Raw genomic sequence first — 24,686 nt, forward strand, 5'->3', positions numbered from 1 at the left:
GCTCGCATGCAGCAGGATCTTCAGATGGAGAGCACCACCCGACCGCGCGACCTGACGCTGCTGCCCAAGGCCCATCTGCACCTGCACTTCACCGGGTCGATGCGGCCCACGACCCTGCTCGAACTCGCCGACAAGTACGGCGTCCACCTCCCCGACGCGCTGACCGGCGGTGAACCGCCGAAGCTGCGGGCCACCGACGAGCGCGGCTGGTTCCGCTTCCAGCGCCTGTACGACATCGCCCGCTCCTGCCTCCGTACCGCCGAGGACATCCAGCGGCTGGTCCGCGAGGCGGCCGAGGAGGACGTACGGGACGGCTCGGGCTGGCTGGAGATCCAGGTCGACCCCACCTCGTACGCCCCCCTGCTCGGCGGGCTGATCCCGGCCATGGAGATCATCCTGGACGCCGTGGACACCGCCTCCCGGGACACCGGTCTCGGCATGCGGGTGCTGGTGGCGGCGAACCGGATGAAACACCCCCTGGAGGCCAGGACGCTGGCGCGGCTCGCGGTGCGGTACGCGGACCGGGGCGTGGTCGGCTTCGGGCTGTCCAACGACGAGCGGCGCGGGCTGGCCAGGGACTTCGACCGCGCCTTCGCGATCGCCAGGGAGGGCGGGCTGCTGGCGGCGCCGCACGGCGGTGAGCTGACGGGCCCGGCGTCCGTACGGGACTGCCTGGACGACCTGCGGGCGGCCAGGATCGGGCACGGCGTACGGGCGGCGGAGGACCCCAGGCTGCTGCGCAGGCTCGCGGACCGGGGGGTGACCTGCGAGGTGTGCCCGGCGTCGAACGTGGCGCTGGGCGTGTACGAGAAGCCGGAGGACGTACCGCTGCGGACCCTGTTCGACGCGGGGGTGCCGATGGCGCTGGGCGCGGACGATCCGCTGCTGTTCGGGTCGCGGCTGGCGGCGCAGTACGAATTGGCGCGCGACCACAACGGTTTTGACGACACCGAACTGGCCGAGCTGGCCCGCCAGTCGGTCCGGGGGTCGGCGGCGGACGCGCCGACGCAGGACAAGCTGCTGGCGGGGATCGACAGTTGGCTGGCGGGCTGACGCGGCCCCGGCGGGGCGCTACAGGCTGACGCCCACCGTCACCGGTTCGTTGACGAGCGTGATGCCGAAGGCGTCCCGTACCCCGGCCACCACCTCGCGCGCGAGGGCGAGCAGGTCCTCCGTGGTCGCCCCGCCGCGGTTGGTCAGGGCGAGCGTGTGCTTGCCGGAGATACGGGCCGGGCCCGTCCCGTACCCCTTGGTGAACCCGGCCTTGTCGATCAGCCAGGCCGCCGAGGTCTTCCTGAGGCCCTCCCCCGCCGGGAAGGCGGGCGGGGTCACGTCGTCGCCGAGGCGGGCCCTGGCGCGGGTGAGGAAGTCCGCGTAGGCCTGCTCGGTGAGGATCGGGTTGGTGAAGAAGGACCCCGCCGACCAGGTGTCGTGGTCCTCGGGGTCCAGCACCATGCCCTTGCCGGCCCGGAGCTTGAGGACGGTGTCGCGCGCGAGGGCGGCGGGCACGCGCTCGCCCGGCTCGACGCCGAGGGCGCGGGCCGTCTCGGCGTACTTGAGCGGGGCGGAGAGGCCGCCCGCGTCCTCCAGTGCGAAGCGGACGCGCAGGACGACGTAGCGCGCCGGGTCCTCCTTGAAGCGGCTGTGGCGGTACGAGAAGGCGCACCCGGCGTTGGTGAGGGTGACGGTCTCACGGGCGGCGCGGTCGTAGGCGACGACTTCCGTGAGGGTGCTGGAGACCTCCTGGCCGTACGCGCCGACGTTCTGGATCGGGGTCGCGCCGGCCGATCCGGGGATTCCGGCGAGGCATTCGATCCCGGCGAGGCCGGCTTCGACGGTACGGGCGACGGCGTCGGTCCAGACCTCGCCGGCGGCCAGTTCGAGGGTGGTGCCGTCGAGGTGGAAGCCGGTGGTCGCGATGCGCAGGGCGGTGCCGTCGAAGCCCTTGTCGCCGATGACCAGGTTGCTGCCGCCGCCGATGATCAGGAGGGGGGTGCCCTCCTCGTCCGCCGCCCGTACGGCGTCGACGACGTCGGCGTCGGTGGTGGCCGTGAGGAGGCGGCCGGCGGGACCGCCGAGGCGGAGGGTGGTCAGGGGGGCGAGGGGCGCGTCGTGGAGTTCCTGCACGGGACAAGAGTACGGTCCGCCGACGGCCGGAGACCGGCTGCCGGCGGACCGTACAGAGAGGTGTTGTGCGGACTGTTCGGACTTGTTTAGACCGTCGCCGGCTCGCGCTCGTCCTTGGTGTCCCGCGCGCCGCCAGGCCGCTGGGCGTGGCGGGACGGGATGAGGAACGCGCACAGGGCTCCCAGGGCCACCACACCCGCGCCCATCCACAGGGCGGGCACCGTACCGTCGGCGAAGCTCTGCGGGCTCTCGTAACCACCCTGTGCGGCGAAGACCGCGCCGAGTATCGCGATGCCGAGCGCTCCGCCCACCTCGCGCAGGGCGTTGTTGGCGCCGGAGGCGATGCCCTGTTCCGCCGGGCGGACGCTGGACATGACCAGGCTGGCGGCGGGCGCGAAGTACAGGCCCATGCCGATGCCGCTGAGGATGAGACCGGGGAGCTGGGCCCCGTACGACACGTCAGGGGCGATGACCGTCGCGAACCAGCCCAGGCCCACGGCCTGGAGGGCGAGCCCGGCGACGACGACGGGACGGCCGCCGATGCGGTCGGAGAGAATGCCGGCGAGCGGTGCGACCAGCAGCGGCATACCGGTCCACGGGAGCATGCGCAGGCCGGCCTCGGTGGGCGAGTAGCCGACGACGCTCTGGAGGAACTGGCTGAGCAGGAAGATCGAGCCGAACATCCCGAGGAACATCAGGAGGCTCGCGGCGTTGATGCCGGAAAACGCACGGTCCTTGAACAGTCGCATCGGAAGCATCGCGTCCGGGCGGCGGATGCCGTGGAGGACGAAGGCCACCAGCAGCGCGGAGCCCCCGAACAGGCCGATGAGGACGGTGGAGCTGGTCCAGCCGTCGGCGTTGGCGTTGACCAGGGCGTAGACGAGGCCGAAGAGCCCGCCGCTGATGAGGAGCGTGCCGGGGACGTCGAGGCGGGCGTGGGGGGCGCGGGACTCCTGGAGGCGCAGCCGGGCGAGCGGCAGCAGGGCGAGGCCGATCGGGACGTTCAGCCAGAAGATCCACTGCCAGGAGAGGTGCTCGGTGAGGGTGCCGCCGATGAGGGGACCGCTGGCGACGGCGAGGCCGGTGAGGGCGCCGAAGATGCCGAGGGCCGCGCCGCGCCGTTCGGCCGGGACGGCGGCGGTGAGCAGGGTGAGGGTGAGCGGCATCATGATCGCCGCGCCGACGCCCTGGACGGCACGGGCGGCGATCAGCGCGTCGATGCCGGGGGCGAGGGCCGCGGCGGCGGAGGCGCCGGTGAAGATCGTGAGGCCTATGAGGAAGAGCTTCCTGCGGCCGAAGCGGTCACCGAGGGCCGCGCCGAACATCAGGAGGACGGCGAAGGTGAGCGTGTACGCGTTCACCGTCCACTCCAGGTCCTCCAGCGCGCCGCCGAGGTCCGCGCGGATGGACGGGAGGGCGGTGGTGACGACGAGGTTGTCCAGGGCCGCCATGAAGCCGGCGACACCGGTGATGATGAGGGCCCAGACGGCCCGGGGGCCGAGTGCCTGGGGCGGGTTGGCTGCTGGCTGGGTCATTTCTTTCCCCCTGCTGATCGGCTGTGCCGAGATGGTTGATTAGTTATTGATCACTAACTTTGCCGGACAGGGGAAGGCCCCCTGATCCCCTGCGGGACGCCTTGCGGATGCCCGCGGACGACTCACTCCACGGGAAAGGCCGGAGGATCGTCCTTCACGCCCACCCAGAGCCGGTGCTCCGGCGGGAAGCCCAGCGAGACGAGCGTGTTGATGAGCATGCCGTGCGCCAGGAAGTCCTTGGTGCCGGCCTCGTCGCCGCCGAGCGTCCCGTGGATCGAGTCGTACAGCCTCGTCCAGCCGGCCCGGAGCGGCTCACCGAAGGAGTGGTCGCCCGCGGCCTCGGCGGCCGCGACCGTCACGTACATCTGCATCTGCATGAGCAGCATCTCCGGGTCCTCGGCGATGAGTTCCACGTACGCGGCGCCCATGGCGTGCAGAGCCTCCTCGCCGGTGAGCCCCTCGGACGCCTGCCCGAAGAGCCGGGTGGTGTCGGCGAGGCAGCGCTCCGCCGCCGCGAGGAAGATGGCCTGCTTGTTCGGGAAGAGGCGGAAGAGGTACGGCTGCGAGACACCGACGCGGCGGGCGATCGTCTCGGTGGACGTGCCGTGGTAGCCGCTGCGGGAGAACTCGGTGACCGCGGCGCGGATCACGCTCTCCCGCCGCTCCTCTGCGCTCATCCTGACCATGCGACTAAGTTATTGATGGATAACTAACCTTGTCAATCCCTGGCCGACCGGGGGTCTCAAGGACGCGGGCCTTCGGACAGGGGTGAGGGGCGCCCGCAAGCGCGGGCGCCCCTCACTGTCCTGTCGTACGGGCGTTCAGGCCAGGCGCACGACGGCGCGGGACATCCCCAGCACCTTCTGACCGGCGCTCATGGCCGTCAGGTCGACCCTGACCCGGTTGTCGTCCAGCTTGGCGCCGACCTTGGCGCTCACCTCGACCAGCGCGCCCTTGTCGTCGTTGGGCACCACCACGGGCCTCGTGAAGCGCACGCCGTACTCGACGACGGCTCCGGGGTCGCCCACCCAGTCGGTGACCACACGGACCGCCTCGGCCATGGTGAACATGCCGTGCGCGATGACGTCCGGCAGCCCGACCTCCTTGGCGAACTTCTCGTTCCAGTGGATCGGGTTGAAGTCCCCGGAGGCACCCGCGTACCGCACCAGCGTCGCCCGCGTGACGGGGAAGCTCCCGGCCGGCAGCTCCGTACCGACCTCGACCTCGTCGTAACCGATCTTCGCGGCCATCCGCCTCACGCCCCTTCGGCGGCGCGCGCCACCAGCTTGGTCCACGCGGTCACGACGTGTTCGCCGGCCTCGTCGCGCACCTCGCCGCGGACGTCGATGATGTCGTTGCCCGCGAGGGACTTGATGGCCTCGATGGTCGACGTGACGGTCAGCCGGTCCCCCGCGCGGACGGGCCGGGAGTACGCGAACTTCTGGTCCCCGTGCACGACGCGGCTGTAGTCCAGCCCCAGCTGCGGATCGGCGATGACATCGCCGGCCGCCTTGAACGTGATGGCGAACACAAAGGTCGGCGGGGCGATCACGTCGGTGTGCCCGAGCTCCTTGGCCGCCTCGGGATCGGTGTACGCCGGATTGGTGTCCCCCACCGCCTCGGCGAACTCACGGATCTTCTCGCGGCCGACCTCGTAAGGCTCGGTGGGCGGATAGCTCCGCCCCACGAAGGACTGATCGAGCGCCATGGACTCGCTCCCTCCTGATGAATGTGACCACTACAAACGACACGAGGCCGCCCCCAGAGGGGACGGCCTCGCATGCGAGCCTGTTTCAGCGCGTTTCGCGGTGCGCGGTGTGCGAGTTGCAGCGCGGGCAATGCTTCTTCATCTCAAGACGGTCCGGGTTGTTACGCCGGTTCTTCTTGGTGATGTAGTTCCGCTCCTTGCACTCCACGCAGGCCAGCGTGATCTTCGGGCGGACGTCGGTGGCAGCCACGTGAGTGCTCCTTGGACGGACAGTTTACGGATGAAAAGATGAACGCAGAAAAGAGTAGCCGATCGAAGGACCGACCCCACAATCGGCTACTTTGTGTAGCGGTGACCGGACTTGAACCGGTGACACAGCGATTATGAGCCGCTTGCTCTACCGTCTGAGCTACACCGCTTCGATGTCGGATCCCCTCGCCCGAGGGCGAGGATCACCGAACACCTGAGCCCCAATACGGAATCGAACCGTAGACCTTCTCCTTACCATGGAGACGCTCTACCGACTGAGCTATTGGGGCGAGCGATGAAGACATTACACGGTCCCTCGCCGATCGCCCAAATCCGTTTCGTGGCCCCTTCCGAGCCCCTGGTCCCCTGTGCCCCGTAGGCCACTGGTGGCCTCGCCGGTACGACTATTGCGCTCCTCCGCGAAGCCTGGCCGGGGCGCACCTAGGCTCGGTCCACTCTGCGTGATCCTGACCTCGGCGGAGACATCAATCACAGATCCGGACCCCCCTCTGTCCCCCTCCGCCGCCCGTGGTGATCCCTCCAGGAGCGCGATGCCCGACAGCCACCCGCAGCCGCAGCCCCCGTCGCAGCCGTCCGACCGGGCCGCCGCCGGGCTCCTCCTCGGCGGTGCGCGACTCCCCGACGGCCGGATCGTCGACGTGCGGCTGGGCGGCGGCCTGATCGAGGCCGTGGGTACGGCGGGCAGCCTCACCGCGCACGGCGCGCGCCTGGACCTGACGGGCCACCTGCTGCTGCCCGCCCCGGCCGAGCCGCACGCGCACAGCGACACGGCGCTGACGGCGGACGCGGGGGACGCCGGGGACTCCTCCGCCGCCTCCTCCTCGTACGCGCCCTCGTACTCCCCCGAGGACGTGCAGCGGCGCGCCACCGAGGCCGCTCTCCTCCAGCTCGGGCACGGTGCGACGGCCCTCCGTTCGCATGTACGGATCGGGGACGCCCAGGGTCTCGGCCGTCTGGAGGCGCTGCTCCAGGCGCGGCGTTCGCTGCGCGGGCTGGTCGAGGTGACCGCCGTCGCCGTGCCGCGGCTGCTCACGGGTGTGGCGGGCGCCGACGGGCTGGCGATGCTGCGGGACGCGGTGAAGATGGGCGCGGGGGTGGTGGGCGGTTGCCCCGACCTCGATCCGGACCCGGCGGGGTACGTGGAGGCGGTGCTGGAGGTGGCCGCCGAGCACGGCTGCCCGGTGGACCTGCACACGGACGGCGGCGATCCGGCCCGGCTGGCCCGGCTCGCGGCGATGGCGGGCGGGCTGCGGCCGGGGGTGACGCTCGGGCCGTGCGCGGGGCTGAGCCTGCTGCCGGTGGAGGTGGCGGGGAGGGCGGCCGACCAGCTGGCGGCGGCCGGGGTGACGGTGGTCTGCCTGCCGCAAGGGGCGTGCGGGGGCGTGGGGCCGGGGGCGGGGTCGGGGTCGGCGGAGTACGGGGGTACGGGGAGGCGGCGGGTGGGGACGCCGTACGGGAACGGCGGATCCGGTGGGACGCCGTACGGGAGCGGCGGGTGCGGCGGTACGGATCCCCGGGGTGTCGCGCCCGTCCGGCTGCTGCGGGCCGCCGGGGTACGGGTGGCGGCCGGCAGCGGTGCCCTGCGTGACGTGGCCAACCCCGTCGGGCGCGGCGATCCGCTGGAGGCGGCGTACCTGCTGGCCTCCCGGGGCGGGCTGGCGGCGGAGGACGCGTACGACAGCGTGAGCACGGTGGCGCGGGCGGCGATGGGGCTGCCCGAGGTACGGGTGGAGGCCGGGTTTCCGGCGGAGCTGCTGGCGGTACGGGGCGACGGGATCGCGGGCGTGCTGTCCCTCGCGTACAGCAGGATCGTCGTTCACCGGGGGCGGGTGGTGGCCCGTACGAGTGCGGTACGGGAGTACTGCGACTCCGAGGCGGCGGTCGCGCTCGAACTGCCGCGCCAGGGAGGGCCGGACGCGCGTCCGTGAAGGCGTCCGTGAGCGCGTCCGGCCGCGCGTCCGTGAGCGCGGACGGCGTGCCCGTCCCCGCCGGGCGGTGATCCGGCCGGCCCCGTCCGTGGGCGGGACGGGCCCGGCCGACGTACCGTCGGAATCATGCGAATTGTCATCGCCGGAGGACATGGTCAGATCGCGCTACGGCTGGAGCGGCTGCTCGCCGGACGGTCGCACGACGTCGCGGGCGTCATCCGCGAACCGGAGCAGGCCGACGATCTGCGGGCCGCCGGCGCCGAACCCGTCGTCCTGGACATCGAGTCGACCACGGTCGAGGAGGTCGCCGCGGTGCTGGAGGGCGCCGACGCGGTCGTCTTCGCGGCGGGCGGGGGCGGCGACGGCAACCGGCAGCGCAAGGAGACGGTCGACAAGGGCGGCGCGATCCTCTTCGCGGACGCGGCCGAACGGGCCGGTGTGCGGCGCTACGTCGTCGTCTCGTACATGGGCGCGGACGCGACCCACGAGGGCGACGAGGTCTTCGACGTCTACCTGCGGGCCAAGGGCCAGGCGGACGAGTATGTACAGTCCAGGACCGGGCTCGACTGGACGATCGTGCGCCCGGGCGCGATGAAGAACCAGGGCGGGACGGGTCTGGTCAGCCTGGCGGACAGGACGGGCCGGGGGCCGGTCCAGCGCGACGACGTGGCGGCGGTCCTGGCGGAACTGCTGGAGACGCCGGGGACGGCGGGCCTGACCCTGCAACTGATCGGCGGTACGACCCCGGTGAAGGAAGCGGTCGCGGCGGTGGCGGCCGCGAAGGGGTAGGCCCCGGCTCAGCAGCTCACGGCCCCTGTGCAAGCGGCCCCCGGTCGGCGTTCTCCGCCGGACGGGGGCCGTCCTGTTCGCGCGGGGGCCCGCGCTCAGCCGGCCGCCACTGCGGCTGTGGCGGTGACCGTCGCCGCGGCGTGGGCGGCGGCCGCGGTGGTGGCTGTCGCTTCGTCGAGCAGCGACTCTGCTTCCGGGCTGGTGCGCGGCGCGGGGACGCCGTGCGTGGGGAGGCCATGCGTGGGAACACCGTGCGCGGAAAGGCCGTTCGCCGGAACGCCGTGGGACGGGGCGCCCTGGACCTCCGTGGCCGTTTCGGTGATCGCGAGCCGGCCGCCCAGCCGTGGGGCGGGGAGCGGGCCCGCGTCGCCGTGGAGCAGGAGTCGTACGGCCGCCCAGGGCAGGTTCACCCCGGTGAACGCCGTCTGGAAGATTCCCGCCGACGCCCGGGGGTTGGCCTCCAGCAGTACCGGTTCGCCGTTGCGCTGGCGCAGTTGGACGTTGGAGAGGTACGCGAGCCCGAAGTGGCCCACGAGGCGGCGCGCGATCGCGGTGGGGGCGGGGTCGTCGAGCAGGTACCGGTAGCGGCCCTGCTTGGACCTCGCGACACCGGCGAGCATGGTGCCGCCGGGGGCCGACAGGCAGTCGACGCTCACTTCGGGCCCGTCGAGGAAGGGCATGACGAGGAGTTCGGGAACGGTCTCCCCCTCGTCGGCGGCCCGCCGCAAGGCGTGGGCCACCGCGTCCACGGAGGCCAGCGGAGCGGGCGCGGCCAGCAGGTCCTTGAGGCGCAGGGGCCGGTCGTCCAGGATGCGGAACCCGAACGCCGAGTACTCACCGGCGGGTTTGACGCACACTCTCTCCCCGGTGGCCGAGAGTTCCTCCACCGCCTCCCGGAAGCTCGCGGCGTCGGAGGCGACCCGCCAGGGCGGTACGGGAATGCCGGCCGCCCCGGCCTCCTCGTACGCACGGCTCTTGCTGGTCAGCGCGTCGATCGCGGCGGGCGGTGAACACATCAGCCGCGTGCCGCCCTGGGCGAAGACGTCGGTCAGCCCGGCGAGCGCGGCCAGGCGCCGGGGCGGGATGAGGACGTCTATCCCGTGCCGCCGGCAGAAGTCGAGGGCGAAGTCGGCGTAGTTGTCGTCGCTGACATGACGGGGCTCGACCTCGCCCACGTCGCAGGCCGAGAGCGCGGGGGCGTCCCGGTCGACGTTGGTCCCGTAGATACGGACGTCAACGGCGTCCGGGTTGTCGCGCAGCATCCGCATCACCTGGGTCGTGGCCACCCCTGCGCTGCTGAGCCATATCCGTAGTGCTATCGCGAAGCTCCTTCGTCATCAGGGCAGGCGAAGCCCGCCGAAGGCCCTGCGAAGCAAGGCCACCCGACCATTTCCGATCATGTGTGAGCGGATCGTAGCCCGAAACGATGACGATGAGATTTCATGCCCGGCGTGCCCATCGGCGGCCGGCCTGCCGCCGATCGGCCGCGCACGACAACGGCCCCCGCCCCGCGTCTCCGCGGAACAGGGGCCGTTCGATGTGGCGGCGCCAGGATTCGAACCTGGGAAGGCTAAGCCGGCGGATTTACAGTCCGCTCCCATTGGCCACTCGGGCACACCGCCATGGGATGGTGCTGTCGCCTCGGGAGGACCGTTGGTGCTGGTGTCCCTTGGCGACGACGTAAACGATACCCGATGCCCGGGGGTGCTCCGCCACCCGATTGATCAGCGCTGGGGGCGGGTGCGGGTGACTAGGCTTTACGGCAGCGGTCGGGCGCTGCCGGTCGTGCGTCGGGCGCCTGACCGGCGCCCGGTTCGCGGCGGACGCGCACCCGGCCCGTACCTCATCGCACCCGATCGAAGGAGCCACAGAACATGGCCGACTCCAGTTTCGACATCGTCTCGAAGGTCGAGCGGCAGGAGGTCGACAACGCCCTCAACCAGACCTCGAAGGAGATCGCGCAGCGGTACGACTTCAAGAACGTCGGAGCGTCGATCGACTGGTCCGGCGAGAAGATCCTGATGCAGGCGAACTCGGAGGAGCGGGTCAAGGCGATCCTCGACGTCTTCCAGTCCAAGCTGATCAAGCGCGGGATCTCGCTGAAGTCGCTGGACGCGGGTGAGCCGCAGCTCTCCGGCAAGGAGTACAAGATCTTCGCCACGATCGAGGAGGGCATCTCCCAGGACAACGCCAAGAAGGTCGCGAAGATCATCCGGGACGAGGGCCCCAAGGGCATCAAGGCGCAGGTCCAGGGCGACGAGCTGCGGGTCAGCTCGAAGAGCCGGGACGACCTCCAGACCGTGATCTCCCTGCTCAAGGGGCGTGACTTCGACTTCGCCCTCCAGTTCGTGAACTACCGGTGACGACGGCGGTACGGGGGCGGGGCGGCCGGTCCGCCCCCGCCTCCGCACCCTTCCTCCGCACGCCGGACCTCCCGGTCCCATGAGCGGCGAGCTGTTCCCGAGGCCGCGGGAGGTGGTCGCGCCCGGGGCGGTGCACGTACCTGCGTGGCTGTCCGGGGAGCGGCAGCGTGAGCTGGTACGGGCCTGCCGGGAGTGGGCCCGGGGTCCGGTGCCGATCCGGCACACGGTGCTGCCGAACGGGGGCGTGATGTCCGTACGGACCGTCTGTCTCGGCTGGCACTGGCAGCCCTACCGCTACACACGCACGGCCGGGGATGTGAACGGCGCCCGGGTGGCGGCGTTTCCGCCCTGGCTGGTGGAGTGGGGCAGGGCGGCGGTGGCCGAGGCGTACGGCGATCCGGCGGGCGCGGCCGCGTACACCCCCGACACCGCGCTGATCAACTTCTACGACGGCGACGCGACGATGGGCATGCACCAGGACAAGGACGAGAAGTCCCTCGCTCCGGTGGTGTCCCTGAGCATCGGGGACAGTTGCGTCTTCCGTCTGGGCAACACGGAGAACCGGGGGCGGCCGTACCGGGACGTGGAGCTGTCCTCCGGGGACCTCTTCGTCTTCGGAGGGGCGTCGCGCCTGGCGTACCACGGCGTGCCCAAGGTCCGCCCGGGGACGGGCGATCCGGCCACGGGGATGGCCGGCGGGCGGTTGAACATCACCTTGCGGGAGACCGGGCTGGGTGGGTGAGCGGTGGTCGGTGGGTCCCCGTCGGCGGGTCCTGGCCGTCGGGGCCCTGTCAGCGCGTCCTGGAGCGGGAGTTGCCGAAGAGGAGCCGGTAGATCACCAGCAGGACAAACGCCCCGCCGATGGCCGCGAGCCAGGTGGGCCCGTCGTAGAAGTCCTTGTTGATGGGGTGGTCGAGCCAGCGCGCCGATATCCAGCCGCCGACGAAGGCCCCCGCGATACCGATGAGCGTCGTACCGATCAGCCCACCCGGGTCCCGTCCCGGGAGCAGAATCTTGGCAACGGCTCCGGCGAGGAGTCCGAGAATGATCCAGCCGAGGATGCCCATGTCCTGAACCTGCCTTTCGTGCGGTGTTGTCCCGGAAGACGCCCCGGGGACCGGGCGCGGTTGCGGAGATCCGTAGCCTGCGCCGTATGACACAGGAGTTGCGGCGCACGCTGGGCGTGTTCGACGCGGTGGTGGTCGGACTGGGGGCGATGGTCGGGGCGGGGATCTTCGTCGCTCTGGGGCCCGCGGCGAAGGCCGCGGGGTCGGGTCTGCTGCTGGGGCTCGGGCTGGCGGCGGTGGTCGCGTACTGCAACGCCATGTCGTCCGCCCGGCTGGCCGTCCTCTACCCCGCATCCGGTGGGACATACATCTATGGGCGGGAACGGCTCGGCCCGTTCTGGGGGTACCTGGCGGGCTGGGCGTTTGTCGTGGGGAAGACGGCGTCGTGCGCGGCCATGGCCCTGACGGTCGGCGCGTACCTGTGGCCGGGGCGGGAACACGCCGTGGCCGTGGCGGCTGTCGTGGCGCTGACTGCCGTGAACTACCGGGGCGTTCAGAAGTCCGCGTGGCTGACACGGGTCGTGGTGGCGGTCGTGCTCGTGATCCTCTCCGTGGTCGTGGTGGTGTGCCTCGGCTCGGACGCGGCCGGGGCGGGGCGGCCGGTGCCGGTCGCGGACGCGTCCGCCGGCGGGGTGCTCCAGGCAGCGGGCCTGCTGTTCTTCGCCTTCGCGGGGTACGCGCGGATCGCCACGCTGGGCGAGGAGGTGCGTGATCCGGTCCGTACGATCCCGCGTGCCGTGCCACTCGCGCTCGGTATCGCGCTGGTGGTGTACGCGGCGGTGGCCGTGGCGGTCCTTTCCGTGCTGGGGGCCGGTGAGCTGGGGCGGGCGTCGGCGCCGCTCACCGATGCCGTACGGGCCGCGGGCGCGTCGTGGCTCGTACCGGTGGTGCGGGCCGGAGCCGCGGTGGCGGCGCTCGGCTCACTGCTGGCGCTGATCCTGGGGGTGTCCCGGACGACACTGGCGATGGCGCGGGACGGGCATCTGCCGGGCGGGCTCTCCGCCGTCCATACGCGCTTCCATGTGCCGCACCGGGCGGAGCTGGCGGTGGGCGTCGTGGTCTCCGTCGTGGCGGCCACCACGGACGTGCGCGGGGCGATCGGTTTCTCGTCGTTCGGCGTACTGGCCTACTACGCGATCGCCAACGCCTCGGCGTGGACGCTGGGCACGGGCCGGGCGGTCGGCGCCGGCCGGGTGCGGGCGGCGGGTGGACTGGTGGGCTGTGTGGCGCTGGCGTGGGCCCTGCCGCTCGCCTCGGTGATCTCCGGTGCCGGGGTGCTGGCGATGGGAGCACTCGTCTACGCCGGGCGGCGGCGCCGGCCGGGGCGGAGGACTCAGGCCGCGGGTATGTAGGTGCGGAAGTCCGGCCAGGGCCGGGCCTCCGCGTCGCTCTCCTCGTCCTCCGACCAGGACGTGCCGTCGACCCAGTCACGCTGCCACGCGGCGAGGGCCGGGAACAGGACGGGTCCGGCCGGGGCCGCGGCCTCCGGCGACTGCTCGGTGTCGGTCATGTGTTCATGGTGGACCATGGCACTGACAATGGGCCTGGAACCACTCCGACCTGCGGTTTCTCTCCGCAGGTCGGTCCGTGGGCCCGTGCGGGCGACCCTGCCTCAGCGCACCACGAACGGCTGGTCGGTCGGCACGATCTCCTTGCCCAGCGGCATCAGCGAGATCGGGATCAGCTTGAAGTTGGCGAGGCCCAGCGGGATGCCGATGATCGTGACGCACAGCGCGATGCCCGTGAAGATGTGGCCGAGAGCGAGCCACCAGCCGGCCAGGACCAGCCACAGGATGTTGGCGACGAACGACGGTGCGCCCGCGTCGGGGCGGTCGATCGCCGTGTAGCCGAACGGCCACAGGGCGTAGAAGCCGATGCGGAAGGCCGCGAGGCCGAAGGGGATTCCGATGATCGTGACGCAGAGCACCAGCCCCGCCACGACATAGGCCAGGAACATCCAGAAGCCGCACAGCACGAGCCAGACCACATTCAGGAGAGTTCTCATGATCGTCGACCTGCCATTCGCTCTAGTCGGGCGATACGTTCCGCCATCGGCGGATGCGTGGAGAACAGCTTGGACACCCCCTGGCCAGGGCGGAAGGGGTTCGCGATCATCATGTGGCTCGCGGTCTCGATCCGCGGCTCGGACGGTAGGGGCAACTGTTTCGTCCCCGCATCCAGCTTACGCAGCGCGCTGGCGAGGGCCAGCGGGTCGCCGGTGATCTGGGCGCCCGAGGCGTCCGCCTCGTACTCGCGGGAGCGGCTGACGGCCAGCTGGATCACCGAGGCGGCGAGCGGCCCCAGGACCAGGACCAGCAGGAAGCCGACGATGCCGGGGCCGTCGTCGTCGTCCGAGCGGCCGACGGGGATCAGCCAGGCGAAATTCACCAGGAACATGACGACCGAGGCGAGCGCACCGGCGACCGACGAGATCAGGATGTCGCGGTTGTAGACATGGCTCAGCTCGTGGCCCAGGACGCCGCGCAGCTCGCGCTCGTCGAGGATCTGGAGGATCCCCTCCGTGCAGCACACGGCGGCGTTGCGGGGGTTGCGGCCGGTGGCGAAGGCGTTGGGCGCCTGGGTCGGTGAGATGTACAGCCGGGGCATGGGCTGGCGGGAGGCGGTGGAGAGCTCGCGGACGATGCGGTAGAGCTGGGGGGCCTCGAATTCGCTGACGGGCCGGGCCCGCATCGCGCGCAGGGCCAGCTTGTCGCTGTTCCAGTACGCGTACGCGTTGGTCCCGACGGCCACGACCAGCGCGACGATCAGCCCCGTACGGCCGAAGAAGCTGCCGATGACGATGATGAGCGCGGAGAGGCCCCCGAGGAGTACGGCGGTTCTCAACCCGTTGTGCCGGCGGTGCACGGTACGCCCTCCAGATCGTGCGGCAGGGGAACCCTCTACGGAGTGCTGCTCCACTCTTCAGTGGACGCTTCCGTACTGGTCAACGCCAGGCGGAGGGTTCGGGTTCCCTGCCGCCCCGGCCCGGGGCGTACGCCGTCCGGGTGGCGGACGTCCCGGCGGGGACGGCCCTGCGGGACCCAGGGGGCCGCCGGAGGCCTCTGAGGGGGCACCTCCTGGCGGGCCGGGTGCCTCAGGGGCCGTCGTACGGGCTCAGAACAGGTTCACGTCGGCGAAGCGCAGGACGAGCTGGGGGGCTCCCGACAGGGCGACGCCGATCGCGGCGGTCAGGGCGATCGCCACGGCGAGGGGGACGGGGGTGGCGTGCGCGGTCAGTTCCGCGTTCCCGGCCGGCCGTACGGCCGCGCCGGACGGTGCCTCCTCGCCCTCCGGGGCGCGGAAGAGGAGTGCCGTCCACTGAAGGTAGTAGTAGAGGGCGATCACGACGTTCACGGCCATGAAGACGGCCAGCCAGCCGAGACCCGCGTCGACGGCCGCGGAGAAGACCGTGACCTTGGCGAACAGGCCGATGATGCCGGGCGGCAGCCCTGCCAGGCAGAGCAGGAAGAACGCCAGGGCGACGGCGGCGGCCGGGCGGCGCGCGTACAGGCCCCGGTAGTCGGCGATCCGGTTCTCCGGTTCCGTACGGGCCACCAGGGCGACGACCGCGAAGGCGCCGAGGTTCACGACGGCGTACATGAGGGCGTATGCGACGGTGGAGCCGATCCGGTCCCCGTCGGCGTACGCGGAGGACGCGATCGGCACCAGCAGGTAGCCGGCCTGGGCCACCGAGGACCAGGCGAGGAGCCGTACGGCGCTCCACGCGCGTGTGGCGGACTGCCGGAGGGCGGCGACGTTCCCGACGGTCATCGTCAGGGCGGCGAGGAAGGCGAGGACCGGGCCCCACACGTCCGCGTACGACGGGAACGCGACGACCGTGACCAGGATCAGCCCGGTGAAGCCGACGGCCTTGCCGACCACCGAGAGATAGGCGGCGATGGGCAGCGGGGCACCCACGTAGGTGTCCGGGACCCAGAAGTGGAACGGGGCGGCGGCGGTCTTGAAGGCGAAGCCGACCAGGGTGAGGGCGACACCGGCCCGGGCGAGGGTGGCCAACTGTCCTGGGACGTCGTCCAGCGCGCCGGCGATCTCCGTGAGGTGCAGGGTGCCGGTCGTGGCGTACACGAAACTGACGCCCAGCAGCATCACGGCCGTCGCGGTGACCGACGAGAGGAAGAACTTCAGCGCGGCCTCGGAGGAGAGCCGGTCGCCTCGCTTGAGCCCGACCAGGGCGAAGGCGGGCAGCGAGGCCACTTCGAGGGCGACGACGAGGGTCGCGAGGTCGCGGGACGCGGGCAGCAGGGCGGCGCCGGCCGCCGAGGAGAGCAGCAGGAACCAGAACTCCCCCGCCGGGAGGTCCTTGGTCCCGGTCAGGGAGAGCAGGGCGGTGAGCAGGGCCCCGCCGAGCACCAACAGCTGGATGACCAGCGTGAAGTGGTCGGCGGTGTAGCTGCACGCGCCGGCCCCGCCTGGTTCGCCGGAGAGGCAGAACGTCGAGCGGTCGTCGTTCCACAGCGGCAGCAGGAGGGCCATCGCGGCGGCGAGGCCGGCGATCGCGACGCCGCCGAGGAGCTGTTTGCGGTGCTCGGGGACGAAGAGGTCGGCCACCAGGATGACCAGGGCGACCACGGCGGTGAGGGTGGGGGGCGCGATCGCGAACCAGTCGACGGACTGGACGAGGCTGGCGGCGCCGTCGGCGGCCACGGTCACGACATGCCTCCTGCGAGGAGCTTCTGCACGGCCGGGTCGGTGAGGCCGAGGAGGACCGCGGGCCAGAGGCCGGCGAGGACGGTGAGGGCGACGAGCGGGGTCCAGGCGACGAGTTCGTACGTCCGTACGTCGGCGAAGCCCGGGGCGGCGGGGGTTCCCCGGGCGCCGGTGTCCGGGGCGGCCGGGGTGTCCGTGATGTCCGGGGCCGCCGGAGTGTCCGGGGCGCCTGCCGTGCCGGCCTGGTGCGGGGCCTGCACGCCCATGCACACCCTCCGTACGACGATCAGAAGATATGCGGCGGTGAGGAGCGTGCCGAGGCCCGCGACGGCCATGAAGGTGAGGAAGGCGGGCCGGCTCAGGCCGGCGGCGGGGTCGAAGGCGCCGAACATCGTGAGCATCTCGCCCCAGAACCCGGCGAGGCCCGGCAGGCCGAGGGAGGCGACGGCCGCGAAGGCGAGCAGGCCCCCGAGGCGGGGCGCGCGGCCGTAGAGCGCGGCGCCCGTCGCACCGGCGAGGGTGTCCAGGTCGGCGGTGCCGTACCGGTCCTTGAGGGCGCCGACCAGGAAGAACAGCAGGCCGGTGATGAGGCCGTGGGCGATGTTGGCGAAGAGCGCGCCGTTCACGCCGGTGGGGGTCATCGTGGCGATGCCGAGCAGCACGAAGCCCATGTGGCCGACGGACGAGTACGCGATCAGGCGCTTGAGGTCGCCGCCCGCGCCCTGCCGGGCGAGGGCGAGGCAGGCCAGGGACCCGTAGATGATGCCGACGACGGCGAGGGCCGCGAGGTAGGGCGCGAAGGTCCGCATCCCGTCGGGGGCGATGGGCAGGACGATCCGGACGAACCCGTACGTACCCATCTTGAGCAGGACCCCGGCGAGCAGGACGGACCCGACGGTCGGCGCGGCGGTGTGGGCGTCGGGCAGCCAGCTGTGCAGCGGCCACATCGGGGTCTTCACCGCGAGGCCGACGCCGATCGCCAGAACCGCGATGACCTGCGTGGATGTGCTGAGCCCGCGGCCGTTGTCAGTGGCGAGTGCCACCATGTCGAATGTGCCCGCCCTCAGCCCGATGAGAAGCAGGCCGAGCAGCATGACCACGGAACCGAGCAGGGTGTAGAGGATGAATTTCCAGGCCGCCGCCTGCCGGCCGCCCGGGACGCCTTCCGAGCCGCCCCAGCGGGCGATCAGGAAGTACATCGGGATGAGCACCATCTCGAAGGCCAGGAAGAAGAGCAGCAGGTCGAGGACGGCGAAGGTGGCGAGGGTGCCGGATTCGAGGAGGAGCAGCAGGGCGACGAACGCCTTGGGCGAGGGGCCCGAGGGCATCTTGAAGTAGCTGTAGAGCGCGCAGAGGAAGGTCAGCAGCGCGGTCAGGACCAGAAGGGGGAGCGAAATGCCGTCGATGCCGAGGTGGATGCGGATGTCCAGCGCCGCGATCCAGCTGATGTCCGTGGTGGCCTGCATCCTCGACGCGTGGTCGCGGTCGAAGCCGAGGGCCAGGACGATCGCGGCGATGAGGATCGCGCCGGTGACGGTGACGCCGTGGCGGAGCACTGCCTGGTCGGGGCCGCTGCCCTTGAGTCCGGGCGGCGCGGGGAGGAACACGGCGGCGGCGCCGATGAGCGGTCCGGCGACGATCAACGCCAGAAGGGCCTGCATCACGGATTCACTGATATCGATCACGGCTCACGCTCCGGCGGCGACGAGTACGGCGGCGATCGCCAGGACGACGGAGCCGGCCAGCAGGGCGCTCAGGTAGGTCTGCACGTTGCCCGTCTGGGCGCGGCGGACGGCGGCGCCGAGCCAGCGGGTGCCGGTGCCCGCGCCGCGTACGTACGTGTCGACGACCTCACGGTCGAGGAAGCGGACGAGCTGGGCCGCGGCGAGGACGGGGCGCACGAACAGGCGGTCGTAGAGCGCGTCCAGGTGGAATCCGGCCGCCGCGTGGGGGTGGAGGCGGCCCAGCAGCAGACGGCCCGGGTCGGCCGGGTCGTGGGCCGCGCCGATGTCCCCGTAGGCGGCGAGGTGCGTCTCGATGGCTTCGATCTCCGATTGGGCCGGTTCCGCGTCGGGGTGCGCGGCGACGGCGCCGAGGGGGGTACGGCCGGTCAGGGCCGAGGTGTGGCGCCAGGCTCCGTAGAGGGTGAGGCCGCCGACGAGCGCGATGCCTGTGCCCAGGACGGAGGTGGTGAGGTTCGGCGCCAGGCTGTCGCCGTCGAACCAGTCGGCGAGGTAGCCGACGGTCAGACCGAGTGCGAGGGAGGGGATGGCGAGGACCCAGAGGACGGCGTTCATGGCGACGGGCTGCTTGCCGTGGTCGGGGGCCTGGGCGCCGTGGCCGCGGAAGGCGAGCAGCCACAGGCGGGTGGCGTACGCGGCGGTGAGGAGCGCGGTCACCAGGCCGGCGACGAGCACGACCCAGCCGGCGGCGCCGGGCGCGGTGTGGGCGGTGCCGAGGGCGGTGTGCTCGGCGACGACGAGGACGGACTCCTTGGAGAAGAAGCCGGCGAAGGGAGGGATCGCGGCGAGGGCGAGCAGGGCGACCGTCATCGTCCAGAAGGCGTCGGGGATGCGCTTGGCGAGGCCGCCCATGCGCGACATGGCGGCGAGCGAGTTGGTGCCGGCGGCGTGGATGATCACGCCGGCGCCGAGGAAGAGGAGGGCCTTGAACGCGCCGTGGGAGATCAGGTGGAAGACGGCCGCGCTGCGGTCGCCGAGGGCCAGGGCGCCTGACATGTAGCCGAGTTGGCCGATGGTCGAGTAGGCGAGGACCCGTTTGATGTCGTCCTGGGCGAGGGCGGCGAGGGCCGAGCCGACCATGGTGATCGCGGCCATCACGGCGAGGACGACCAGGGCGGCCTTCGAGGCGGTGAACACGGGAAGGAGGCGGGCCACGAAGTAGATGCCGGCGGCGACCATCGTCGCGGCGTGGATCAGCGCGGAGACGGGGGTGGGGCCCGCCATCGCGTCGGGGAGCCACGTGTGGAGGGGGAACTGCGCGGACTTGCCCGCGACGCCGGCGAGCAGCAGCAGGGCGATCAGGGTGGGGTGGTCGAGGCCGTCCTCCGAGACCGCGTTCAGGATGCCGGTGATCCGGAACGTGCCGGTGTCGGCGGCGAGGGCGAACAGGCCGATCAGGAAGGGGACATCGCCGAGCTTGGTGATCAGGAAGGCCTTGAGGGAGGCGGCGCGCGCCTCGGGGGTCTCCCAGTAGTGGCCGACGACGAAGTACGAGCAGATGCCCATGATCTCCCAGCCGACCAGGAGCACCATCAGGTCGCCGGAGTAGACGACGAGCAGCATCGCGGAGGTGAAGAGGGAGACGAGGGCGGCGTACGACGGGTAGCGGGCGTCGTCGCGCAGATAGGCCGTCGAGTAGATCTGCACGCAGGTGGCGACGGTGCCGACGAGGACGGCGACCAGCGCGGCGAAGCCGTCGATGTGCAGGGCGAGGTCGATGGGGACCGAGCCCGTGGGGGTGAGCCGGGTCGCCGCGTCCAGCGGCGCTGTGCCGTTGCCCGCGCCGCCGCCCTGGCGTACGGCGACCGTGATCGCGAGCGCGGTGGCCGTCAGGGTGGGCAGGACGGCCAGGGGGCGGACGAATCCCGGTGCGACGCGGCCCAGGAGCAGTCCGGCGGCGGCGCCGAGGAACGGCAGGAGGGGGACGAGAACGGCGAGGGTGGTGGTGGTCACGCGGTGGCCTCAGTCTTGGTGCCGTCGGGGGCCTCGGCGGTGTCGCGGAGCCGGTCGACGTCCGAGGTGCCGCGGTTGCGGTACACCATCAGGACGATCGCCAGGCCGATGCCGATCTCGGCGGCGGCGACGGCGATGACGAACAGGGTCAGGGCCTGGCCGGAGTGCAGGGTGTCCCGGAGCCAGACGTCGAAGGCGACCAGGTTGAGGTTGACGGCGTTGAGCATCAGCTCGACGGACATCAGGACGAGGATCGCGTTGCGGCGGGCGAGGACGCCGTAGATCCCGGTGCAGAACAGGAGGGCCGCGAGGACGGCGGGATAGGCGAGATGCATCAGCGCTTCTCCTTGCCGGGGCCGGGGCGGGGACCGGCTGCCGTGCCGGTGCTGTCGGGGCCGGTCGGGGTGTCGCTCTTCTTGCGGGAGAGGACGATCGCGCCGACCAGTGCCGCCAGCAGCAGGACCGACAGGGCCTCGAAGGGCAGCACCCAGTGGCGGAAGAGGAACTGTCCCGACACCTTCGTGGAGCCCCGCGCCGGTCCGTCCAGGTCGACCCACGTCGTACGGAACGCGTCGACGACGACCCAGACCAGCGCGGCGGCCGCGGCGACGGCGACCGCGAGGGCGACCTTGCGGTTCTCCGAGTCGGCGTCCGGTGAGTGGCCGATGGGCGCCTTGGTCAGCATCAGTCCGAAGAGAAGGAGGACCACGACGGAACCGACATAGATGAGGACCTGCACCCAGGCGATGAACTCCGCCGTCAGCAGCAGGTATTCGACGGCGAGGCCGCCGAGGGTCACGACGAGCCAGAGGGCGGCGTGCACCAGCTGTCTGGTCGTGACAGTGACGAGGGCCGCGCCGAAGGTGACCAGGCCGACCAGGACAAACGCGATCTCGACGCCGCTCGGGGACAGGAAGCCGTGGCCGGCCGCGGCGGCGGTTGCTGCGAGGGTCACTCGCCGGCCTCCTGACCGGGCTGCCCCGGCTCGTCCGCCGCCGGTGCCGGTGCTGCTGACGCCGCTGCCGCTGCCGCTGCCGCGAGTTTGCCGGCCGTCTTGTGGGCCGCGGTGAGTTCCTTGGGCTCCTCGGCGCCGGGGTCGAGGGCGGGCGGCGCCGGCACCGTCCACATCCAGTCGCGGAGCTTGTCCCGCTCGTGGGTCAGGTCGCGGATGTCTGTCTCCGCGTACTCGAACTCCGGTGACCAGAACAGCGCGTCGAAAGGACAGACCTCGATGCAGATACCGCAGTACATGCAGAGCGAGAAGTCGATGGCGAACCGGTCGAGGACGTTGCGGCTGCGCTCCCGGCCCCCGGGGGCGGCGGCCGGGACGGTCTCCTTGTGGGAGTCGATGTAGATGCACCAGTCGGGGCACTCACGGGCGCAGAGCATGCAGACCGTGCAGTTCTCCTCGAACAGGCCGATCACCCCCCGGGAGCGGGGCGGCAGTTCGGGCTGGGCGTCCGGGTACGGGGCGGTGACGGTCTTCCGCGTCATCGTCCGCAGGGTGACGGCCAGCCCCTTGGCCAGGCCGGAGCCGGGGATCGGGGACATCAGTTGATCGCCACCTTCACGATGCCGGTGAGCGCGATCTGCGCGAGAGCGAGAGGGATGAGCACGGTCCAGGCGAGTTTCTGCAACTGGTCCTCGCGCAGGCGGGGATAGCTCACCCGCAGCCAGATGACGACAAAGGCGAGCACGGCGGTCTTGAGCAGGGTCCAGACCCAGCCGAACCCGTCGCCCCCGAGGGGGCCGTGCCAGCCGCCGAGGAACAGGACGGTGGTCAGACCGCACAGGACGACGATGCCCGCGTACTCCGCGAGCAGGAAGAGCGCGAAGCGCAGCCCGGTGTACTCGGTGTACGCGCCGAAGATGATCTCGGAGTCGGCGACGGGCATGTCGAAGGGCGGGCGTTGGAGTTCGGCGAGGCCCGCGACGAAGAAGACCAGGGCGCCGACGATCTGCCACGGCACCCACCACCATTCGAACGCGTGGAGGATGCCGGGCAGCGAGACCGTGCCGGCCGCCATGGCCACGGAGGCGGCGGCGAGGAGCATCGGCAGTTCGTACGCGAGCAGTTGGGCGGCGGTGCGCAGGCCGCCGAGGAGGGAGAACTTGTTGGCGGACGCCCAGCCCGCCATGAGCGAGCCGAGCACGCCGACCCCCATCACGGCGAGCACGAAGAAGATGCCCGCGTCGACGACCTGGCCGACCGCGCCCTCGCTCGGGCCGACCGGGATGACGACGAGGACGAGGAGGTACGGGAGGAGGGCGACGGCGGGGGCCAGTTGGAAGACACGGCGGTCGGCGGCGGCCGGGACGATGTCTTCCTTCTGGGCGAACTTCACGCCGTCCGCGACGAGTTGGGCCCAGCCGTGGAAGCCACCCGCGTACATGGGGCCGAGGCGGCCCTGCATGTGGGCCATCACCTTGTGCTCGGCCTGCCCCACGACGAGCGGGAGGACGAGGAACACGGCGAAGACGACGATCAGCCGGAGGGCGACGTCGAGCACGTCGTTCACGCGTCTCCTCCGGGCCGGTCGGTGTCGGTGTCGGTGTCGGGGGCGGGAGCCGGCCGGCCGGTGCCGGGGCGGTCGGTGTCCTGCGCGGGACGCTCCGGCTCCGGCGCGGGACGCTCGGTGTCCGGCGCGGGGCGCTCGGTGTCCCGCGCGGGCCGCTCGGTGTCCGGGGCGCGCCAAGGGGCGTCGGGCGTAGGGGGTGTGGCGGGCGTGGGGGCCTGGGTGGTCGAGCCCTCCGTGACGCTGCGGGTGCGGCGCGGCGGGCGGTCGGCCGGGGTGGCTCCCGCGCGGGCGCCCCGGGCCGGGCGGGCCGGGGCGGCGGGGAGTTGGCCCTTGAGCGGGCCCCACTCGTTCGGGTCGGGCACGCCCGGCGGCAGCATCTGGCGGCGCTTGGGGCCGCCGTGCTCGGACTCGCCCGGTTCCTTCGCGCCCGGCCACGCCTTCGCGACCCGGGCCGCGAGGACGAAGTCCTTGCGCAGCGGGTGGCCCTCGAACGTCTCGGGGAGCAGGAGGGGGACGAGGTTCGGGTGGTCGGTGAAGGAGATGCCGAACATCTCGTGGGTCTCGCGTTCGTGCCAGCCCGCGCCCGCGTAGACGCCGAGGGCGGTGGGCAGGGCGGGTGCCTCGTGCGGGACGGTCGTACGGACGAGGAGCGCGCGGACCGTACCGGCGCCGAGGGCGGCGACGTGGGCGCAGACGCGGAAGCCGGTGCCCGGTTCGTCGACGGCGCTCAGCCAGTCGAAGTAGGTGCAGCCCAGGGTGGTCCGCGCCGTTTCGAGCGCGGTCAGCCAGGACGCGGCGGGCACGTCGACGGTCAGGAGGCCGTACGCCCGCTCCGCCGTGGCCTCCTCGCCGAAGATCTCGGCGACGGCGTCCGGCAGCCGGTCGTACGCGCTCACGAAACGCCCTCCCCCGGGGGCGGCGGCGGAGGCACCAGACCGCTGCGGAGCGCGGCCGGCGAGGGGCGGCCCGCCGAGGCGTAGCGGTCGCCGAGCGACTCGCGGGAGATCTTCTCCTGGAGCTTGAGGATGCCCTGGAGCAGCGCCTCGGGGCGCGGCGGGCAGCCCGGTACGTAGACGTCGACGGGGATGATTTGGTCGACGCCCTTCGTCACGGAGTACGAATCCCAGTACGGGCCGCCGCAGTTGGAGCAGGCGCCGAAGGAGATCACGTACTTGGGCTCGGGCATCTGCTCGTACAGCCGCTTGACGGCCGGCGCCATCTTGTCGGTGACCGTGCCGGAGACGACCATCAGGTCGGCCTGGCGTGGTCCCGGCGCGAAGGGGATCACGCCGAGCCGGATGAAGTCGTGGCGGGCCATGGACGCGGCGATGAACTCGATGGCGCAGCAGGCGAGTCCGAAGTTGAAGACCCAGAGGCTGTAGCGGCGGCCCCAGTTGAGGACGACCTTCATGGGCTCGGGCGCCAGCCGGGAAAGCACACCGAGGCGCTGGGGAGCCGCCACCGGCACCGGGGCCGGCGGCGTTCGGGGGGTCACGTCCATTCGAGGACGCCCTTCTTCCATGCGTAGAGCAGTCCTACGGCCAGAAAGCCGAGGAAGATGAACATCTCGACGAGCGTCGTCGCGCCGTAGCCGGGGGCGGCGAACACGGTCGCCCACGGGAACAGGAAGATCGAGTCGACGGCGAAGATCACGTAGAGGAACGCGTAGACGTAGTACCGGACCTGGGTGTGGGCCCAGCCCTCGCCGACGGGGTCCACGCCGCATTCGTACGTGAGCAGTTTCTCCGGCGTCGGCACCACGGGCCGCAGCAGCCGGCCCGCCCCGAAGGCCACGGCGACGAACAGCACGCCGACAACCGCGAGCAGCCCGACGACCGAATAGCTCCGGAAGTAGTCCACCGCGAGAACGGTCGGTTCCGACACGTCCGCCCCTCGCTCCCTGACTCCGTAGCAGCCTCTTCGACGATCTGTACGGACGGGAGTCTAGGCCCTGCTAAAGAAAGGGTAAGCAGCCCGTCCGCCCTGACCCTCCGGAACTCGTACGAACCTTTGGTAC

27 protein-coding genes and 3 tRNA genes are annotated in these 24,686 nt (G+C 71.7%); 6 read left to right on the top strand and 24 right to left on the bottom strand.

Annotated elements, in window-relative coordinates:
• Positions 1 to 6: 6 nt before the first annotated feature.
• Positions 7 to 1,053 carry an adenosine deaminase gene (locus tag OG349_RS14470; protein WP_327234994.1) on the top strand — a complete coding sequence of 349 codons (1,047 nt, stop codon included), beginning with the start codon at positions 7 to 9 and terminating at the stop codon, positions 1,051 to 1,053.
• 18 nt (positions 1,054 to 1,071) lie between these two features.
• Here OG349_RS14470 and OG349_RS14475 read toward each other — a convergent pair whose 3' ends face one another.
• The 8 genes from OG349_RS14475 to OG349_RS14510 form a co-directional block, all read right to left on the bottom strand.
• Positions 1,072 to 2,127, bottom strand: coding sequence for a UDP-N-acetylmuramate dehydrogenase (locus OG349_RS14475; protein WP_327234995.1), 1,056 nt, complete (start codon positions 2,125 to 2,127; stop codon positions 1,072 to 1,074).
• A gap of 86 nt (positions 2,128 to 2,213) precedes the next feature.
• Positions 2,214 to 3,662 (bottom strand): MFS transporter, encoded by a 1,449-nt coding sequence (locus OG349_RS14480; RefSeq protein ID WP_327234996.1) that lies wholly within the window; start codon positions 3,660 to 3,662, stop codon positions 2,214 to 2,216.
• 122 nt (positions 3,663 to 3,784) lie between these two features.
• Positions 3,785 to 4,348 carry a TetR/AcrR family transcriptional regulator gene (locus OG349_RS14485; RefSeq protein WP_327234997.1) on the bottom strand — a complete coding sequence of 188 codons (564 nt, stop codon included), beginning with the start codon at positions 4,346 to 4,348 and terminating at the stop codon, positions 3,785 to 3,787.
• Between the two features lie 135 nt (positions 4,349 to 4,483).
• Positions 4,484 to 4,912: a MaoC family dehydratase gene (locus OG349_RS14490; protein WP_327234998.1), complete on the bottom strand. Its 429-nt coding sequence runs from the start codon at positions 4,910 to 4,912 to the stop codon at positions 4,484 to 4,486.
• Positions 4,913 to 4,917: 5 nt separating this feature from the next.
• Positions 4,918 to 5,370, bottom strand: coding sequence for a MaoC family dehydratase N-terminal domain-containing protein (locus tag OG349_RS14495; protein ID WP_327234999.1), 453 nt, complete (start codon positions 5,368 to 5,370; stop codon positions 4,918 to 4,920).
• 85 nt (positions 5,371 to 5,455) lie between these two features.
• Positions 5,456 to 5,620, bottom strand: coding sequence for a 50S ribosomal protein L33 (gene rpmG / locus OG349_RS14500; protein WP_003956487.1), 165 nt, complete (start codon positions 5,618 to 5,620; stop codon positions 5,456 to 5,458).
• A gap of 96 nt (positions 5,621 to 5,716) precedes the next feature.
• A tRNA-Met gene (locus OG349_RS14505) sits at positions 5,717 to 5,789 on the bottom strand.
• A 47-nt stretch (positions 5,790 to 5,836) separates the two neighbouring features.
• Positions 5,837 to 5,909 (bottom strand) — tRNA-Thr (locus OG349_RS14510).
• Between the two features lie 261 nt (positions 5,910 to 6,170).
• Between OG349_RS14510 and OG349_RS14515 the strand changes: the two genes are divergently transcribed.
• Positions 6,171 to 7,568, top strand: a complete 1,398-nt coding sequence (locus OG349_RS14515) for an amidohydrolase family protein (protein WP_327235000.1) — start codon at positions 6,171 to 6,173, stop codon at positions 7,566 to 7,568.
• Between the two features lie 126 nt (positions 7,569 to 7,694).
• The gene (locus tag OG349_RS14520; protein ID WP_327235001.1) at positions 7,695 to 8,357 is read left to right on the top strand and encodes an SDR family oxidoreductase; all 663 of its coding nucleotides are present in this window, start codon (positions 7,695 to 7,697) and stop codon (positions 8,355 to 8,357) included.
• Positions 8,358 to 8,452: 95 nt separating this feature from the next.
• Here the strand turns inward: OG349_RS14520 and OG349_RS14525 are convergent, their stop codons facing one another.
• Together OG349_RS14525 and OG349_RS14530 are read right to left on the bottom strand one after the other, a co-directional pair.
• On the bottom strand, positions 8,453 to 9,643 hold the full coding sequence (locus OG349_RS14525; RefSeq protein WP_442806249.1) for an ATP-grasp domain-containing protein: 1,191 nt from the start codon (positions 9,641 to 9,643) through the stop codon (positions 8,453 to 8,455).
• Positions 9,644 to 9,897: 254 nt separating this feature from the next.
• A tRNA-Tyr gene (locus OG349_RS14530) sits at positions 9,898 to 9,979 on the bottom strand.
• A gap of 252 nt (positions 9,980 to 10,231) precedes the next feature.
• Between OG349_RS14530 and OG349_RS14535 the strand changes: the two genes are divergently transcribed.
• Positions 10,232 to 10,720, top strand: a complete 489-nt coding sequence (locus OG349_RS14535; RefSeq protein ID WP_161310837.1) for a YajQ family cyclic di-GMP-binding protein — start codon at positions 10,232 to 10,234, stop codon at positions 10,718 to 10,720.
• Between the two features lie 79 nt (positions 10,721 to 10,799).
• Positions 10,800 to 11,462, top strand: coding sequence for an alpha-ketoglutarate-dependent dioxygenase AlkB family protein (locus tag OG349_RS14540; protein WP_327235002.1), 663 nt, complete (start codon positions 10,800 to 10,802; stop codon positions 11,460 to 11,462).
• Between the two features lie 49 nt (positions 11,463 to 11,511).
• Here the strand turns inward: OG349_RS14540 and OG349_RS14545 are convergent, their stop codons facing one another.
• A complete protein-coding gene (locus OG349_RS14545) occupies positions 11,512 to 11,787 on the bottom strand; it encodes a GlsB/YeaQ/YmgE family stress response membrane protein (protein ID WP_327235003.1) in 276 nt (91 codons plus the stop codon).
• 86 nt (positions 11,788 to 11,873) lie between these two features.
• Here OG349_RS14545 and OG349_RS14550 point away from each other — a divergent pair, with 86 nt between their 5' ends.
• Complete coding sequence (locus OG349_RS14550) at positions 11,874 to 13,139, top strand: APC family permease (protein WP_327235004.1); 1,266 nt, start codon at positions 11,874 to 11,876, stop codon at positions 13,137 to 13,139.
• Here the strand turns inward: OG349_RS14550 and OG349_RS14555 are convergent.
• The 13 genes from OG349_RS14555 to OG349_RS14615 all read right to left on the bottom strand — a co-directional run bounded on the left by OG349_RS14555 (position 13,121) and on the right by OG349_RS14615 (position 24,553).
• Entirely contained in the window at positions 13,121 to 13,297 is a 177-nt protein-coding gene (locus tag OG349_RS14555) for a hypothetical protein (protein WP_327235005.1), read from the bottom strand. The two genes, OG349_RS14550 and OG349_RS14555, sit on opposite strands and share 19 nt — an antisense overlap.
• A 102-nt stretch (positions 13,298 to 13,399) precedes the next feature.
• On the bottom strand, positions 13,400 to 13,792 hold the full coding sequence (locus OG349_RS14560) for a YccF domain-containing protein (protein WP_327235006.1): 393 nt from the start codon (positions 13,790 to 13,792) through the stop codon (positions 13,400 to 13,402).
• On the bottom strand, positions 13,789 to 14,652 hold the full coding sequence (htpX, locus tag OG349_RS14565) for a zinc metalloprotease HtpX (RefSeq protein WP_161310831.1): 864 nt from the start codon (positions 14,650 to 14,652) through the stop codon (positions 13,789 to 13,791). Before htpX ends, OG349_RS14560 begins: the two co-directional genes overlap by 4 nt.
• Positions 14,653 to 14,901: 249 nt before the next feature.
• Positions 14,902 to 16,458 (bottom strand): NADH-quinone oxidoreductase subunit N, encoded by a 1,557-nt coding sequence (locus tag OG349_RS14570; protein ID WP_327235007.1) that lies wholly within the window; start codon positions 16,456 to 16,458, stop codon positions 14,902 to 14,904.
• Entirely contained in the window at positions 16,455 to 18,116 is a 1,662-nt protein-coding gene (locus OG349_RS14575; protein ID WP_327238574.1) for an NADH-quinone oxidoreductase subunit M, read from the bottom strand. Before OG349_RS14575 ends, OG349_RS14570 begins: the two co-directional genes overlap by 4 nt.
• A gap of 27 nt (positions 18,117 to 18,143) precedes the next feature.
• Positions 18,144 to 20,150 carry an NADH-quinone oxidoreductase subunit 5 family protein gene (locus OG349_RS14580; RefSeq protein WP_327235008.1) on the bottom strand — a complete coding sequence of 669 codons (2,007 nt, stop codon included), beginning with the start codon at positions 20,148 to 20,150 and terminating at the stop codon, positions 18,144 to 18,146.
• Positions 20,147 to 20,485, bottom strand: coding sequence for an NADH-quinone oxidoreductase subunit NuoK (gene nuoK, locus OG349_RS14585; protein WP_167028703.1), 339 nt, complete (start codon positions 20,483 to 20,485; stop codon positions 20,147 to 20,149). Before nuoK ends, OG349_RS14580 begins: the two co-directional genes overlap by 4 nt.
• On the bottom strand, positions 20,485 to 21,105 hold the full coding sequence (locus tag OG349_RS14590) for an NADH-quinone oxidoreductase subunit J family protein (protein ID WP_327235009.1): 621 nt from the start codon (positions 21,103 to 21,105) through the stop codon (positions 20,485 to 20,487). Before OG349_RS14590 ends, nuoK begins: the two co-directional genes overlap by 1 nt.
• The gene (locus OG349_RS14595; protein WP_327235010.1) at positions 21,102 to 21,701 is read right to left on the bottom strand and encodes a NuoI/complex I 23 kDa subunit family protein; all 600 of its coding nucleotides are present in this window, start codon (positions 21,699 to 21,701) and stop codon (positions 21,102 to 21,104) included. Before OG349_RS14595 ends, OG349_RS14590 begins: the two co-directional genes overlap by 4 nt.
• A complete protein-coding gene (locus tag OG349_RS14600; RefSeq protein WP_161310826.1) occupies positions 21,701 to 22,669 on the bottom strand; it encodes a complex I subunit 1/NuoH family protein in 969 nt (322 codons plus the stop codon). Before OG349_RS14600 ends, OG349_RS14595 begins: the two co-directional genes overlap by 1 nt.
• On the bottom strand, positions 22,666 to 23,565 hold the full coding sequence (locus tag OG349_RS14605) for an NADH-quinone oxidoreductase subunit C (RefSeq protein WP_442806250.1): 900 nt from the start codon (positions 23,563 to 23,565) through the stop codon (positions 22,666 to 22,668). Before OG349_RS14605 ends, OG349_RS14600 begins: the two co-directional genes overlap by 4 nt.
• A complete protein-coding gene (locus OG349_RS14610) occupies positions 23,562 to 24,170 on the bottom strand; it encodes an NADH-quinone oxidoreductase subunit B (protein WP_327235011.1) in 609 nt (202 codons plus the stop codon). Before OG349_RS14610 ends, OG349_RS14605 begins: the two co-directional genes overlap by 4 nt.
• The gene (locus OG349_RS14615) at positions 24,161 to 24,553 is read right to left on the bottom strand and encodes an NADH-quinone oxidoreductase subunit A (protein ID WP_327235012.1); all 393 of its coding nucleotides are present in this window, start codon (positions 24,551 to 24,553) and stop codon (positions 24,161 to 24,163) included. The genes OG349_RS14610 and OG349_RS14615 overlap by 10 nt, the downstream gene beginning before the upstream one ends.
• Between the last annotated feature and the right edge of the window lie 133 nt (positions 24,554 to 24,686).

The organism is Streptomyces sp. NBC_01317 (assembly GCF_035961655.1).
GTDB lineage: Bacteria > Actinomycetota > Actinomycetes > Streptomycetales > Streptomycetaceae > Streptomyces.